Below are 14,051 nucleotides of genomic sequence, written 5' to 3' on the forward strand. Positions count from 1 at the left end.
ACCGGATGCGCCGCTGGTCTTGTCTGTTTTCGACATGGGGTCGTTTTTTGAACAAAATGGTGACTGGACAGCCCCCCTTTGACCGCTAATCTCCCCATCAAGGCCGCAAAGGAGCTCTCCCATGGAAAAATTCGGTAAATCCCAGCCTGTCACCCGCCGAGAAGACGCTCGTTTTCTAACGGGCATGGGGCAGTATGTGGATGATATTGCGCCTCTGGGGGCGCTGCACGCGGTCTTTTTGCGCTCAACCGTGGCCCACGCGCGCATTACCGAATTGGATACAAGCGACGCACGGGAAATGGACGGGGTGCATTTGGTTGTGACCTTGGCGGATCTGCGCGAGGCGGGTGTTGATGTGGCCATGGATGCCAGTCTGGTGACCAATCGCGATGGCACCAAAGGGGCGGCCCCTGCGCGGTGCATTTTGGCAGATGAGACGGTCCGATATGTGGGCGAAGGCGTGGCGATGATTGTGGCCGAAACCCTCCAACAGGCCCGAGATGCGGCTGAGGCCATCGCGTTTGATTTCGAAACTTTGGATGCGAAAGTCGATCCCGTTTTAGGGGGTATTCAGATCCATAGTGAATCCCCGGACAACCAAGCCTTTGACTGGGGCATGGGCGATCAGGCCGCAACGCAAGCGGCCTTTGAAGACGCGGCGCACACCGTCAGCCTGTCGATTGACGACAACCGGATTATCGCAAATTCGATGGAGCCGCGCGGCTGTTATGCCGAGTTGGACGGCGACCGGTTGCACATGTGTTTCAATGGGCAGGGCGTTTGGGGCACAAAGTCGCGTTTGGCGCGCAAGTTTGGCATGGATGAGGCGGACATCCGTGTGACCAACCCTGATGTAGGCGGCGGTTTTGGGATGAAGGCGATGGATTATCCCGAGACCTTTGCTGTGGCCCATGCGGCCCTGACCCTGCGCCGCCCAGTGCGGTGGATGTCCGAGCGGACAGAAGCCATGCTGAGTGATAACGCGGGCCGTGATTTGGTGACTGTGGCCGAATTGGCCTTTGACGCGGATCACAAAATCACCGCCTATCGTATCAGATCCCTGTGCAACATGGGGGCCTATAATTCGCAATATGCGCAGCCCATTCAAACCGAACTTTTTAGCAAGGTTTTGATGGGCTGTTATGATGTGCAGACCACGTGGATGAACCAGATCGGGGTCTATACCAACACAACGCCGGTGGATGCCTATCGCGGGGCGGGGCGGCCTGAGGCGATTTATGTGTTGGAACGGGTGATCGAACATGCGGCCAAGGTTTTGGGCGTGGACAGTTGGGAGTTGCGGCGCAAAAACTTTATCAAGCCCGCGCAATTTCCTTATCTAACAGCCACCAAGGAAACTTATGATGTAGGGGACTTTCACAAAGTTCTGACGCGGGCCGAGGCCGAATGCGATCGTGCTGGATTTGCGGCCCGCAAGGCCGAGGCAGCAGGGCGGGGCAAGCTGCTGGGACTGGGCCTGTGTTATTATATCGAAAGCATTTTGGGGAACCCGTCGGAAACTGCCAAAGTGGTGTTCTGCGACAATGGAACCGCCGAGATTTACGTAGGCACCCAGTCCAACGGGCAGGGCCACGAGACGGTTTATGCCCAGTTCCTATCCGATCAGACCGGGATACCTGCGGAACTCATCACAGTTATTCAAGGCGACAGTGATCTGATCGCTACCGGTGGCGGGACCGGCGGCTCGCGGTCTGTGACCACGCAAAACAACGCGACTTTGGCCACTGTTGGGGCCATCATCGAAGGTTTCACCGGGTTCTTGGCCGAGGATCAAGGCGTGCCTGCTAAAGAGATTGATTTTGACGATGAGCGTTTTCGGATCCAAGGTTCTAACGTCTCTCCAACGATGTTGGAGGTTGCCAAAATGGCCCGCGATGCGGGACGTGATGATTTGTTGACCGTTGCGCAAAAAGCCACCCTTGACGGCCGCAGTTTCCCGAACGGGGCCCATATGGCCGAAGTTGAAATTGACCCCCAAACTGGCGTGGTGCAAGTGGTCAAATACACGGTCGTTGATGATTTTGGTAATCTTATCAATCCGATGTTGGCCGAGGGTCAAGTGCATGGTGGGGTCGCCCAAGGTATTGGCCAAGCTATCACCGAGCGTGTGGTTTACGATGAAGACGGTCAATTGCTGACCGCGACCTTCATGGATTACGGCATGCCGCGCGCCGATGATATGCCGATGGTTGCGTTTTATTCGGAACCGGTGCCTTCGACCGCTAATGTCATGGGCATGAAGGGCTGTGGCGAGGCCGGAACGGTAGGTGCTTTGGCGGCTGTGGCCAACGCGGTGCAAGACGCGGTGTGGGATCACGGCATCCAGCAAGTTGATATGCCTTTCACGCCGCAGCGTGTTTGGGCGTGGTTGCGTGAGGCCCCGCTTGCCGCAGAATAAGATTTGGCTGAGCCGCCTATTTAGGCGCCTTTTCGGCCGCGATGTACAGCGCAGCGATCCGCAAACCTCTAGCCCGGCACCGCTGGTCCATGTGGTTATTTTGGACGGCACCCTGTCCTCGCTCGAGACGGGATCCGAGACGAATGCGGGGCTGATTTTCAAGCTGCTCGAGGATGTGCCGCAGTCATCAGTCTACTATGAAGAAGGGCTGCAATGGACCAGTTTTCGGTCTGGTTGGGGTGTCATGGTTGGGACGGGAATCAACCGCCAAATCCAGCGGGCCTATCTCTGGCTGGCTCAGCGGTATCGCCCCGGCGACAAGATCATTCTGGTGGGCTATTCGCGTGGGGCCTATGCGGTGCGGTCACTTGCAGGGGCGATTGACCGTGTGGGGCTGTTGCGCGCGGATCATGCCAATGAGGACCTGATGGCGCAGGTTTATGGCTTTTACCGCGAGGCCCCCGACAGCGCCGAGGCCGAAACTTTTGCACAGACCTACTGCCACGCCGAAACCCCGATTGAGGCTGTGGCGGTCTTTGACACGGTCAAGGCGCTGGGCCTGATGTTGCCAGTTTTTGGAAAGTGGTCGCAACGGCGTCATGCGTTTCACAATCACACGCTGGGCGACAGCATCCAACACGGCTTTCATGCGCTGGCCCTGCACGAGACGCGACGGGCCTACGCGCCGGTCCTGTGGAAATGTCCAACCACATGGAACGGCCGGATGGAGCAAGTGTGGTTTCGCGGAAATCATGGCACCGTGGGCGGGCACCTCAAGGGGTTTGATGCCGCGCGCCCTTTGTCAAACATCCCCTTGGTTTGGATGCTGCGCCACCTTGCCAAGTGCGGACTGAGCTTGCCCGCGGATTGGCAAGATCGCTATCCGACGGATCCTTTGGCCCCAGCGACAGGGTATCTGGCCCTGTGGAAGGTTCTATTTTTTGCCCATCGTAAACGCAAAGTAGGTCAGTGCCGGTCTGAATCGATCCATCCGACAGTGGGGCCGACCGGTTGACATTGGCGCAATTACTCTTCCTTTTTTAGTCTATTGGGTAATGGGGGCATTATGCTGGATTTTATTTTAGACGACGATGACAACACGCAGCGTGGGACATTAAATGCTGACCGCATGGTCGGTAACGGCGGTCGGGACGATCTGCGCGGTAGCAATGGCGATGACAACATTTGGGCCGGGGATGCTGCTGGCAACGCCGATTGGGATCGCGATGTTCTATATGGCGGCACGGGCAACGATTTGTTTTTCGGTGTTGATGGAAAAGACAAGGTTGTTGGCGGTGAGGGGTATGATGTTGTCGTCTATGATCTGCGTTTAAGTACCGCGAGTTTCTCAAAGCAATCTGCGGGTCTTACGGATTTACTGGTTCCGCGCATCCATAGCATCGAAGCGCTGGCCGGTCAGTTCACGCGATTTGATGATTTTGTCGGTGCCGGCCACGCCATATATGGGGCTGACGGTGGCGACGGTGTTGATACCTATAATGCAATTTATTGGTACGACTATGTGGTCGCTGCGTCCTTCTTTATTCGGGTGGCCAGTGTCACCACGATTTTTGAAGCAGGCACGATGTCTGTGTTGTTGACCCATGAGAACGACACCAAACGCCGCTTTGAGGTGACTAATTTTGAAAAGTTCCAGTTCACCGGAACCGGTGGAGATGATGTCCTTGAGGGGGGACACCGGGCCGATGTTTTGAATGGTCTCAAGGGCGAGGATTTTTTGCGCGGTGGTGGCGGTGAAGATCATCTTTTTGGCGGGCGCCACAATGATTATCTGGACGGGGGACAAGGCCGCGACGTGGTGTATGGCGGCAGAGGCGATGATACGATCATTGTGCGCGACGGCTTGGACAAAGTGGACGGTGGCAAAGGCTTTGACGAGGTGCGCCTCGATTTTCGGGACTGGCAAACCGGTGCTACGTTTAATTCTATAGAACGGAACCGGGACTTTTCCGAGATTGAGAAGATCTCGGGAACTTTTACAGATTTCAATGATATCGTCACCGTGGGCGCGATGTCAGGTGACCTGTACGGGCAGGCGGGTTTTGACATATTACAGTTGGATTTTAGGGGTATGGACGCCCATGTTGACAGCGATGTGACGGTTACCCGCGCCACGACAGCCACATATCACGACATCACCCGCGAAGAAGAGCCGGGCGTCGTTTATGTGACTGCGACGCTCAGTGACGGCAGCGTGCAACGGTTCGCAGCCAGTGGCTTTGAGCGGCTTATTGTCGAAGGTACGGACAATTCTGATTTTTTGACCCATGGTGATATTGATGTGACATTCTACGGACGTGGCGGGCGCGATATTTTGCAAGGCAGCCGCTTTTCTGACGAATTGTTTGGGGGCAAAGGCCGTGATGATTTGTTTGGTGGCGCTGGAAACGATGTGATGTCGGGCGGTATAGGCGAAGATCATTTCTATTTTGAGGCCAGCACTGAAGGGATCAGTCACGACCGTATTTTAGACTTCGACCCGACCAAGGATACACTGGTTTTTAGCGGCATTTTTTCGGGTGGTACCTATCAGTTTCAGTTTGATGCGTTGGCGCAGGCCAGTACGGTTCAAGGTAATTCCCTGAGGATATCCCTCGAACCAGGCGGCAGTTCCATAGGCACGGGATCGGGTGATTTTGGACAGAACGCGGCCCCTGACGCGACGCTTTTGCTGCGCGGCATTGATGATGTGGGGGATCTGTTTGGCGCAGTGGAATTCACCGCGGACCGCGAGTGATCCGCTAGCCTTTGAGGATGATACAGGTCGTGGATCCTGTGGCGTAAAGTTTGCCGTCCGCAGCACCTCGGATCTCGCCAACGGCCACGCCCGTGGACCGGCCGGAATGTTGTACTGTGCCGGTGGCCAGGACTTCAGTGTCCAGCGGGATCGGGCGGGTGATGTTGATCTTGTATTCGAGGGTTGTGTAGTAGCTGCCCTTGGGCACGCGGGTCATCACTGCGCAGGCCATACAGCTGTCCAGCAGGGTGCCGTACCAGCCGCCATGCACTGTTCCCAAGGGGTTTGTGTGCTGAAATTTCGGCGCACCGCGAAAGACGATTTTGCCGTCCTCGACCACGTCAATCGTGTAGTTCAGCACGTCAGAGATCGGGGGGCGGGCTATTTTGCCTGCACGCATGGCCTGCATAAATTCCAATCCGGACATGGACAGGGTTTGCGCCATTGTTGGCAAATCTTGCGGGGTTTTGGCGGTAAACATGGCTGTGCCTTATGTGATGGATCGCACTGTGGCCCAAACCTGAGCGGCATTTTCCATGGTCAGGATCCAGTGCAGGGGGATGCCCTCTGGGGTTGCGATACCATGCACGGCCCCCATGACACTGCCAAGGATCAAAGCGCGCCCGGCACTGTCGCCGCCTGCGCGGATATTGGTCTCGACTGCTTGGGCATAACTCGTGGAGTGGGTCATAATATGAAAGGCAAGCGGCATACCTTGGGGCAGGTGGCAGGCCCGTTGCGTAGTCTCGCCGTAGATCACTGAATCGGCCTCACTAGACCTAAGCGCCTGTTCTAAAAGCGGGTTTCCGGCGGCGGACTGTGCCAAGGTCTGGGGCAGCGGCGTACCAGCAAGCACATCGGTTAAAAGCCGGGTAAAGCGTTGGCCGTAATCCTGGGCTGCTTGGTTGACGTTTGTCACCCGCATGGCCTCGACCAGATTGCTTTGTTTGGCCGCGATCAGCGCGGGAAAAGTGGCGATGGCCGGGTGTTGATCATCGTCAATGCCGGAGGGATCATTTTGCGATGCGGCAATATTGTTCAAGACCCCCCGCGTGGGCCGATCAATATAACCGGTGTATTTTCCGCCTGCACCAAAATGCGCGGCAAAAGCCTGTTGGTACAGGGCCACATCGAACTGCCCCTGATCCGCAATCACACAGGCGGCCAGATAAGTGACTTCGCCATATTGAGTGAATTGCCCGTCGCGGCGATTGGCATGGGCGTAGTACCCTTTAGCCCCGTCAAAATGCGCAGCGCGGTTGGGGCAAAAGGCAGCTTGCCCGGTTTCATCGATAACACTTGCAATACGCTGGGGATCATAGAGCCAATGCAAGCCCATTGAGGCCGCATCTGCGACCAAGGCACCCAATAGTGCTGCTGCGTGTGTCATGGGCCCCCCCCGTTGATACACGCAGAAAAACATGGGCCCAGCACAGGGTCAAGCGGTGCCCCTAAGCCACCTTTTGCAGTTTTTTCGTCTGAGTGAACCCAAGGGCGTGGCAAATGTCGCGGGTGATATCGGCGCTGTTGAGCGTGTAGAAATGCAAGTGGTCCACCCCTTCGGCCCGCAGGTCATCACAAAGCTCGCTGGCGATTGCTATGGCCAAAAGGCGTTGGGTTTGCGGTGTGTCGGCCTTGGCAAAAGCCTGATGCAAGACGGGGGGAATTGACGTGCCGCAGGTCTGGGCAAAACGTTGGATCCCTTGCCAGTTGTGGATCGGTAAAATGCCGGGAATGAGGGGTGCGGTGATCCCTGCGGCTGTACAACGGTCGCGAAATCGCAAAAACGTCTCGGCTTCAAAAAAGAACTGGGTGATTGCGCCGCTGGCGCCTGCATCTAGCTTGCGCTTGAGCCATGCGATGTCGGCGTGGCCTGAGGCGGCTTCGGGGTGGGTTTCGGGATAGCCGCCCACGTAAATTGTGAAATCTGCTACCGATTTCAGACCTTGGATCAGGTCAGGCGTATTGGCGAACCCGTCGGGGTGGGGCCGAAACGCGGTGCCGTTTGGGGGATCGCCGCGCAGGGCTACGAGGTTGCGCACCCCAGCGGCTGCATAGGTTTTCGCAATGGCCAGTGTTTCTTCTTGCGTGGCGTCAACGCAGGTCAAATGGGCGGCAACCCGGACGTCTTGGGCCGCTTGTAAAGCCTGCACCGTGTCATGTGTCAAAGCGCGGGTTGTGCCGCCCGCGCCGTAGGTGACCGACATAAATTCAGGGGCAAATGCGCCCAGAGTTTGCGCGGCCTCCCAGAGTTTGAACGAGGCGGGCAAGGATTTCGGTGGGAAAAATTCAAAGCTGAGTTTTGTCATGTCAGGGTCCAATTTTGGGGTTGGGCCTTTGTCGTCAATTGTATAACATGAAGCAAATTCATATTTTTCAATTTGATTATGAGGTTCGCATGCATATTGAATTTCGCCACCTGCGCAGTATCCAAGCCATTCACCAAGCAGGCGGTGTGGCGCGGGCGGCTGATCAGTTGAACATCACGCAATCTGCCCTGAGCCATCAGATCAAAGGGTTGGAAGATCAGGCCGGTGTGGATTTGTTTGTGCGCCGTTCGAAACCGTTGAAGCTGTCGGCGGCGGGAATGAAACTGCTGGCTTTGGCCGAGAAAATCCTGCCTGAGGTCGCGGCCCTTGAGGCAGATTTCGCCGGGCTTCAATCGGGCAAAGCGGGGCGTTTGCACATCGCGATTGAATGCCATGCCTGCTTTGAATGGTTGTTCCCGGTTTTGGAGGAGTTTCGCAAAGCCTGGCCCGAGGTTGATGTTGATATCCTGCCGGGCCTTGCGTTTGATGCCTTGCCTGCATTGGAGCGCGAAAAAGTCGATGTGGTTATATCAAGCGATCCAGAGACGTTGCAGGGCATTGATTTTACGCCGCTTTTTGATTACGCGCCCGTTTTTGTGGCCTCCAGCACCCATCCTTTGGCGCAGAAACCTCATGTCGAGGCCGAGGATTTTCGCGGCCAAACCTTGATCACTTATCCTGTGGATCGCGCCCGTTTGGATGTGTTTTCACAATTGCTGAGTCCCGCAAAAGTAGAACCCGCTGCGATCCGGCAAGTGGAATTGACGGCGGTGATTTTACTGTTGGTGGCCTCTGATCGTGGGGTGGCGGTTTTGCCAGACTGGGTCGTGCGCGAGGTGAAATACAATTCCGACTATGTCACGCGCCCCCTGACCAAAGATGGCATAACCCGCAGGCTGTTTGCAGCCACGCGTTCGGACGAGACAACCAAACCCTATATGTCGCATTTGATCCGCCTTGCCCGCACTGAGGCGGTGAAATTGCAACGCGCCTGAGCAGGATCAATAAGGTCGCACCCAGCGGCCCCTTGTGCCAAGGCAGAGAGGCCGCTATAGCCGCGCTTTGACCCCCTTACCAAAGCGCGGCACGAGTAACCGCAACGGAGCATCCCGATGGCCCAAAGTGCAAATATGAACGTGATGATCAAAGCCGCCCGCAAGGCTGGCCGGTCTTTGTTGAAGGATTTTCAAGAAGTTGAGAACCTGCAAGTGGGCACAAAGGGACCGGGCGATTTCGTCTCTAAGGCGGATTTCGCTGCCGAAGAAATTATTCGCGAAGAACTGACGCTGGCGCGGCCGACATATGGTTGGCTGGGCGAGGAAAGCGGTGTGACCGAAGGTGATGATCCGACACGCCGTTGGATCGTGGACCCGTTGGATGGCACGACGAATTTCTTACACGGCATGCCCCATTGGGCCGTATCCATCGCGCTGGAACACAAAGGCGAGATCGTGGCTGGCGTTATTTATGATGCGCCCAAGGACGAGTGTTTCTTTGCTGAAAAAGGCCAAGGTGCGTGGATGAATGAAAGCCGTCTGCGGGTGTCGGGGCGCAACACAATGATCGAGACTGTGTTTGCTACGGGCCTTCCTTTTGCGGGTCGTGGGGATCTGCCGGACACACTCAAGGATTTGGGTCGCATCTTGCCTGTGTGCGCAGGCGTGCGGCGTTGGGGGGCTGCGGCGCTGGATTTGGCCTATGTGGCTGCTGGCCGCTATGACGGATTTTGGGAACGTCGTTTGCATGCTTGGGATATGGCTGCAGGCTTGGTGATTGTGCGCGAAGCAGGCGGACTGGTCGAGCCATTGCGCAAAGACGGTGATATTCTGGCCGATGGCGAAGTGATTTGCGCCGGTGAAGGCATTTTTGATCCGTTTGCCAAGATTATCCGCTCGGCCTGACCATTGCCGCAAACCTGCCCTAGACCTGCCTCTTTTGGGGGGCAGATGGGGTATATGAAAGATTTTACGTCATATTCCGTCCCGCTTGCGCAGTTTTTTCGCGATGAAGATGGGGCCGTCACTGTCGACTATGTTGTCGGCGCAGCTGCTGGTGTTTTGCTCAGCGTAACGATCATGCAGCTGGTTGGCGGTAGCACAAAAACCTTCGCGGATGACACGGGCACGGTTGTTGAAACCCGAGTTGTCGGCGATTTTTAGATCACTGCGCCCTAGCGCGGTGCATCCGACGGGTGGTTGACCCCGTCGACCCAAGGAATCTCGCCCAAATCGCGGGGATTGATTCCGTTTAAGGCCCCCACATTGACCCCGTATTGGTTAGGATTGGACCGTCTTTGGTGGTGGGTATAGACCCCGCAGGTCTTACAAAAGTAGTGTTTCGCGGTCTTGGTGTTGAATTGATAAAGTGTCAGGTTCCCTTCGCCTTTTGTGATGGTGATGCCATCCAAAGGGGCGCTGACTGCAATCGCCCCGCGCCGTCTGCAGAATGAACAATCACAACGCCGTGCAGAATTCAGACCATCGGACAGGTGGATGTTCATTTCTACAGCACCGCAATGGCAGGTGAGGGTCATCTTGGTCATTTGCGACGGACCTTTGGGATAGAGGATCGGCTTAGCTTATAGGTGGCATCGGGATGGGGCGGGTGCATATCTGTGCGCTGCCAAAACCCGGTGCCGCCTTTGATCATCCAAAGTGGCAAGGTTGCGAGCATCCCCACAACAAAGCCACCAGCATGGGCCCAATAGGCCACACCGCCGCCGGTCAAAGGGGCGCTGAAGCCGCCGAACAATTGCAAGGCAAACCATGCGCCCAACATCACCCAAGCAGGAACTGGGATGATCCGGAAAATGATGATGAAGATAAACAGGATATCGACCTTGGCTTTGGGAAACAGAAGAACATAGCCACCCATCACCGCCGCAATTGCACCCGAGGCGCCAACCGTTGGCACCGTACTGGAGGGGTCGGCGGCGTAATGGGTTAACCCGGCCAAGATCCCGCAGCCCAAATAAAACCCCAAAAAGCCGACGTGGCCCCATTCGTCTTCCATATTATCGCCGAAGATCCATAAAAAGAGCATGTTGCCACCCAAGTGCATCAGACCGCCATGCAAAAACATCGACGTGACAAAGCCGTAGTACTGGTTCCCTTGTTGGATCTGTGCAGGCATCAAAGCCCATGTGTAGAAGAAGTTGTTGATCTCCCTTGGGGTGTCGAACATTGGCCAATAGGCAATGAAAATCAGGATATTAGCGGCCATCAACACATAGGTGACGTAGGGCGTGCGTTGGGACGGGTTGTGATCGCGCAAAGGAAACATGGGTGCAGCGTTCCTTAACTGGGCCGAGCGGTCAAGGTGCGACATTGCAAGTTTTCCTTGACCTGCCGTCATTCTGCGCCAGTTTTTTCGCCATGAAATATGCGATTGCCTTTTGGGCCTGCATGGGTCCCTTTGCCGCCGTGCCTGCGTGGGCTGATATGTGCCCGGCAGTGCCTGATACCTCTGCCGCGCAGGCTGAAATCTTGCTGAAAATCCAGTCTGCCCCGTCAGAGCGGGACGCACGTCCTTTGGCGGCTGCCATGTGGGCGATTTGGGCAAAAGCCCCTGATGCGGCCAGCCAAGAACTGCTGGACACGGGGATGGAACGGTTGCGGATCTCGGATTTTGGTGGGGCAATTGTAGCCTTGGATGCCCTCGTGGAATACTGTCCGGCCTATGCAGAGGGCTATAATCAACGGGCGTTTGTGAATTTTTTGCAAAACAAGTTCGAGCCTGCCTTGGTGGATCTGGACAAGGCGATTGCGCGCAACCCGACCCATGTGGCCGCGATTGCAGGCAAGGCGCTGACCCTGATTGGAATGGGCCGAGAGGATGATGCCCAAGAGGTGCTGCGCGAGGCTTTGGATCTGAACCCGTGGCTTTCTGAGCGAAGGCTGCTGAAAGGCACAGACCTATAGGACGCGCTTTTGCGCAGCCATTAATCTAAAAACGCTTGAGGCCGTGGGCCAAACCGCTTAGGCAAACCTTGGTTGTGATCGCAACACGGGTTGCGGGCGTGATGGAATGGTAGACATACCAGACTTAAAATCTGGAGGGCGTATGCCCGTGTGGGTTCGAGTCCCACCGCCCGCACCACTTTCCTTACTGTTTTGAGGTTGTCACGGGGGCTGGCTCCCTTGACAGTTTCTTTTGCAATAGAGCCGCGCAATCCTTTAAGGATGTTTCATTATTAAACATTTTTTTTTCAAGGAGACTCCATTTTGCATTGTTCCAGTCAACCGGTGTTGCTTGAGACTACGATCGCGGCAGTCTTGTTAAAGGCCCCGTAGGAGACTACCGCGGTGGGGCACAAAAAGCAGGCGAATTGGGTCTTGTTGGCCATTGGCCTTGCGGTGACAGCAGTCATGATCGCGGTGTCTGGGATGGATACTGGCGCGGTCAATCGCGCGCGCGATACGGTTTATGACGGGTTTTTGCGTTCTGCGCCAAGGCCTTATGATCCCGCTGTTCCAGTTCATGTTGTTGATATCGACGAGGCCGCTTTGCAGGTTTATGGGCAGTGGCCTTGGCCGCGTCCCTATTTGGCGACACTGACAGACAAGTTGTTTGATCATGGCGCAGTGGTCGTTGGTTACGATGTGCTGTTTGTCGAACCGGATAGAACGGCCAGCATCCTTGGCCCCGTGCCAGATGCCGGAAGCGGTGCCGCCTTGGCAGCCCCGATTGCGCCGCCCGACGGTCATGATGCACGATTTGCCCAAGCGTTACAAAGGGGCCCAACGGTTTTGGGGATTGCGGGCGCGCCGAAAGGTGTGGCGCCGGAGGTGCGGGCGGGTGTGTCCCTTAGTGGGGCATTGTCGCAGGGTGTTTTGACCGGGTATCCCGGCGCATTGCAAAATCTGGATGTGCTGACCCAAGCGGCCAGTGGCATCGGATCTGTCAGCCTTGGGCGGCTGGACGATGGTATTGTGCGCACGGTTCCGGCGATCACGGATATTGGCGGGCAGCTGGTGCCTGCCTTTGCGCTAGAGCTGTTGCGCGTGGCCCAAGACGCAGGTGGCTATGTTCTGAAAACCACAAAAGCCTCGGGCGAAGTGGGGTCCGGCGTGGCACGCCCCGTGGCCCTTCGCGTGGGCGGGGCGGAAATCCCCTTGTCGGCACAGGGTCATATACGGGTCAACTATGCAGGCTCTGCGGTGCGCCCTGTCACTTCGGCTGCGTCGATATTACAAACCCAAGGCATCGATCCGGCCTTGGCGCAGGCGATATCGGGTAAAATCATCCTCGTTGGGTCGTCTGCGCAAGCGCTGTTTGATATCCGCGCCACGCCACTGGAGGAACAAATACCCGGCGTTTTCGTTCACGCCGAAATCATCGAACAAGTGGTCGCAGGGCGCTATATCACAGCACCTGATTGGGCGCGCGGCGCCGAAGTTCTGGCGATTGCCTTGATTGGCTTGCTGGTCACACTGGCCTTGATCCGGGATCGTCCGCTGATCGCCGTGGGTGCGGCAGTTGCCTGTGGTGGAGCGTGCTTTGCCGGGGCCAGTTGGGCCTTTGCGACCCAAGGGCAATTGTTGAACCCTGTGTTCCCGATCTTAACGGCGTTTTTGATCCTCATTCCCGGGGCCAGTCTGGGCATTTTGATGAAGGAACGGGCGCGGGCGGCCGTGCGGGCCAGGTTTTCCTATTTTCTCCCCCCCGGTTTGGTGGATGAGATCGCGGATGATCCCAGTGCGACCCTGACGCCGCAGGGGGCTGTGCGGGATTTGACGATCCTTTTTGCGGATATGCGCCAGTTCACAAACCTGACCGAAAAGATGTCACCGGATGATGTGGTGCGCTATGTGAACGTGTTTTTGGGGACGGTAAGCGACGCATTGGTGGCCTCGGGGGGGACAATTGACAAGTTTATGGGCGACGCGGTTATGGCCTTTTGGAACGCGCCCATTGAAACAGAAAACCACCAAGCCGCAGCATTGGGCGCGATTTCGGCGGTGGAAGACGCCATTGCCCAGATCAATGCCGATTTGCCTGCCCAAGGCCTGCCGCAGATCGACGTGGCGATTGGGGTCAACACAGGGCCTGCGTCAGTTGGATTAATGGGGTCAAAGGATCGGTTGTCGTATACCTGCGTGGGTGACAGCGTGACTTTGGCTGCGCGGTTGGAGGGGCTGACGCGGATCTACGGCGTGTCCAATTGCGTGTCGGGCAGCACCCTTGCGCATTTGCCAGATGCGCTGTTGGGGATCACTTTGGACGTTGTGGCCGTCAAAGGACGCGATGCAGCAGAACCGGTTTTCACTGTGGTTGGAAATACGCCTGACACTCGATCAATAGCGCAGGCCGTCGAGGCAGCGCGCGCTGCCTACCTTGCGCAAAACTGGGATCTGGCGGCCAGTGCGTTTCAAACCCTGAGCGAGATGTCCTTGAATGGGCGCTCCTTGGCCACGCTTGCCGCGCTTTACCTAGAGCGGATTGACGGCTTTCGCGCGGATCCCCCGGCCTCGGATTGGACTGGGACGGCGCAGGCCACAGCCAAACGGTAGCGTCGTTAACTTTCTTGCCTTTGACGGACAGATCGGTAATCCTGTTTCCATTA

Annotated in this window: 13 protein-coding genes and 1 tRNA gene; 9 read left to right on the forward strand and 5 right to left on the reverse strand. The window is 56.6% G+C overall.

Going from position 1 to position 14,051, the window contains the following annotated elements; genetic code table 11:
• Positions 1-121 precede the first annotated feature (121 nt).
• From ACIRQ6_RS02860 to ACIRQ6_RS02870, 3 genes are all read left to right on the forward strand, one after another.
• Positions 122-2,419: a xanthine dehydrogenase family protein molybdopterin-binding subunit gene (locus ACIRQ6_RS02860; RefSeq protein ID WP_420862630.1), complete on the forward strand. Its 2,298-nt coding sequence runs from the start codon at positions 122-124 to the stop codon at positions 2,417-2,419.
• Between the two features lie 91 nt (positions 2,420-2,510).
• Positions 2,511-3,434: a DUF2235 domain-containing protein gene (locus tag ACIRQ6_RS02865; RefSeq protein WP_420862631.1), complete on the forward strand. Its 924-nt coding sequence runs from the start codon at positions 2,511-2,513 to the stop codon at positions 3,432-3,434.
• 51 nt (positions 3,435-3,485) lie between these two features.
• Complete coding sequence (locus ACIRQ6_RS02870; RefSeq protein WP_420862632.1) at positions 3,486-5,177, forward strand: calcium-binding protein; 1,692 nt, start codon at positions 3,486-3,488, stop codon at positions 5,175-5,177.
• Between the two features lie 4 nt (positions 5,178-5,181).
• Here ACIRQ6_RS02870 and ACIRQ6_RS02875 read toward each other — a convergent pair whose 3' ends face one another.
• The 3 genes from ACIRQ6_RS02875 to metF all read right to left on the reverse strand — a co-directional run bounded on the left by ACIRQ6_RS02875 (position 5,182) and on the right by metF (position 7,486).
• Complete coding sequence (locus ACIRQ6_RS02875; RefSeq protein ID WP_420862633.1) at positions 5,182-5,658, reverse strand: PaaI family thioesterase; 477 nt, start codon at positions 5,656-5,658, stop codon at positions 5,182-5,184.
• A 9-nt stretch (positions 5,659-5,667) separates the two neighbouring features.
• A complete protein-coding gene (locus ACIRQ6_RS02880; protein ID WP_420862634.1) occupies positions 5,668-6,567 on the reverse strand; it encodes an ADP-ribosylglycohydrolase family protein in 900 nt (299 codons plus the stop codon).
• Positions 6,568-6,628: 61 nt separating this feature from the next.
• Entirely contained in the window at positions 6,629-7,486 is an 858-nt protein-coding gene (gene metF, locus ACIRQ6_RS02885) for a methylenetetrahydrofolate reductase [NAD(P)H] (protein ID WP_420862635.1), read from the reverse strand.
• Positions 7,487-7,575: 89 nt separating this feature from the next.
• Here metF and ACIRQ6_RS02890 point away from each other — a divergent pair, with 89 nt between their 5' ends.
• From ACIRQ6_RS02890 to ACIRQ6_RS02900, 3 genes are all read left to right on the forward strand, one after another.
• Positions 7,576-8,481: a LysR family transcriptional regulator gene (locus tag ACIRQ6_RS02890; RefSeq protein WP_420862636.1), complete on the forward strand. Its 906-nt coding sequence runs from the start codon at positions 7,576-7,578 to the stop codon at positions 8,479-8,481.
• A 117-nt stretch (positions 8,482-8,598) separates the two neighbouring features.
• Complete coding sequence (locus ACIRQ6_RS02895; protein WP_420862637.1) at positions 8,599-9,387, forward strand: inositol monophosphatase family protein; 789 nt, start codon at positions 8,599-8,601, stop codon at positions 9,385-9,387.
• A 54-nt stretch (positions 9,388-9,441) separates the two neighbouring features.
• Positions 9,442-9,645 carry a Flp family type IVb pilin gene (locus tag ACIRQ6_RS02900; RefSeq protein ID WP_420862638.1) on the forward strand — a complete coding sequence of 68 codons (204 nt, stop codon included), beginning with the start codon at positions 9,442-9,444 and terminating at the stop codon, positions 9,643-9,645.
• An 11-nt stretch (positions 9,646-9,656) separates the two neighbouring features.
• On the opposite strand, the gene ACIRQ6_RS02905 is transcribed toward ACIRQ6_RS02900, so the two are convergent.
• Together ACIRQ6_RS02905 and ACIRQ6_RS02910 are read right to left on the reverse strand one after the other, a co-directional pair.
• Positions 9,657-10,028 carry a GFA family protein gene (locus ACIRQ6_RS02905; protein WP_420862639.1) on the reverse strand — a complete coding sequence of 124 codons (372 nt, stop codon included), beginning with the start codon at positions 10,026-10,028 and terminating at the stop codon, positions 9,657-9,659.
• Entirely contained in the window at positions 10,025-10,768 is a 744-nt protein-coding gene (locus tag ACIRQ6_RS02910) for a rhomboid family intramembrane serine protease (RefSeq protein WP_420863839.1), read from the reverse strand. The genes ACIRQ6_RS02905 and ACIRQ6_RS02910 overlap by 4 nt, the downstream gene beginning before the upstream one ends.
• A gap of 92 nt (positions 10,769-10,860) precedes the next feature.
• On the opposite strand from ACIRQ6_RS02910, the gene ACIRQ6_RS02915 reads away from it, so the two are divergent.
• From ACIRQ6_RS02915 to ACIRQ6_RS02925, 3 genes are all read left to right on the forward strand, one after another.
• Entirely contained in the window at positions 10,861-11,406 is a 546-nt protein-coding gene (locus ACIRQ6_RS02915; RefSeq protein ID WP_420862640.1) for a tetratricopeptide repeat protein, read from the forward strand.
• Positions 11,407-11,498: 92 nt separating this feature from the next.
• Positions 11,499-11,584: transfer RNA gene (locus ACIRQ6_RS02920), tRNA-Leu, on the forward strand.
• Positions 11,585-11,790: 206 nt separating this feature from the next.
• A complete protein-coding gene (locus tag ACIRQ6_RS02925; protein WP_420862641.1) occupies positions 11,791-13,998 on the forward strand; it encodes a CHASE2 domain-containing protein in 2,208 nt (735 codons plus the stop codon).
• Positions 13,999-14,051 lie beyond the last annotated feature (53 nt).

The organism is Algirhabdus cladophorae, from assembly GCF_044772865.1.
GTDB classification, from domain to species: Bacteria; Pseudomonadota; Alphaproteobacteria; order Rhodobacterales; family Rhodobacteraceae; genus Algirhabdus; species Algirhabdus cladophorae.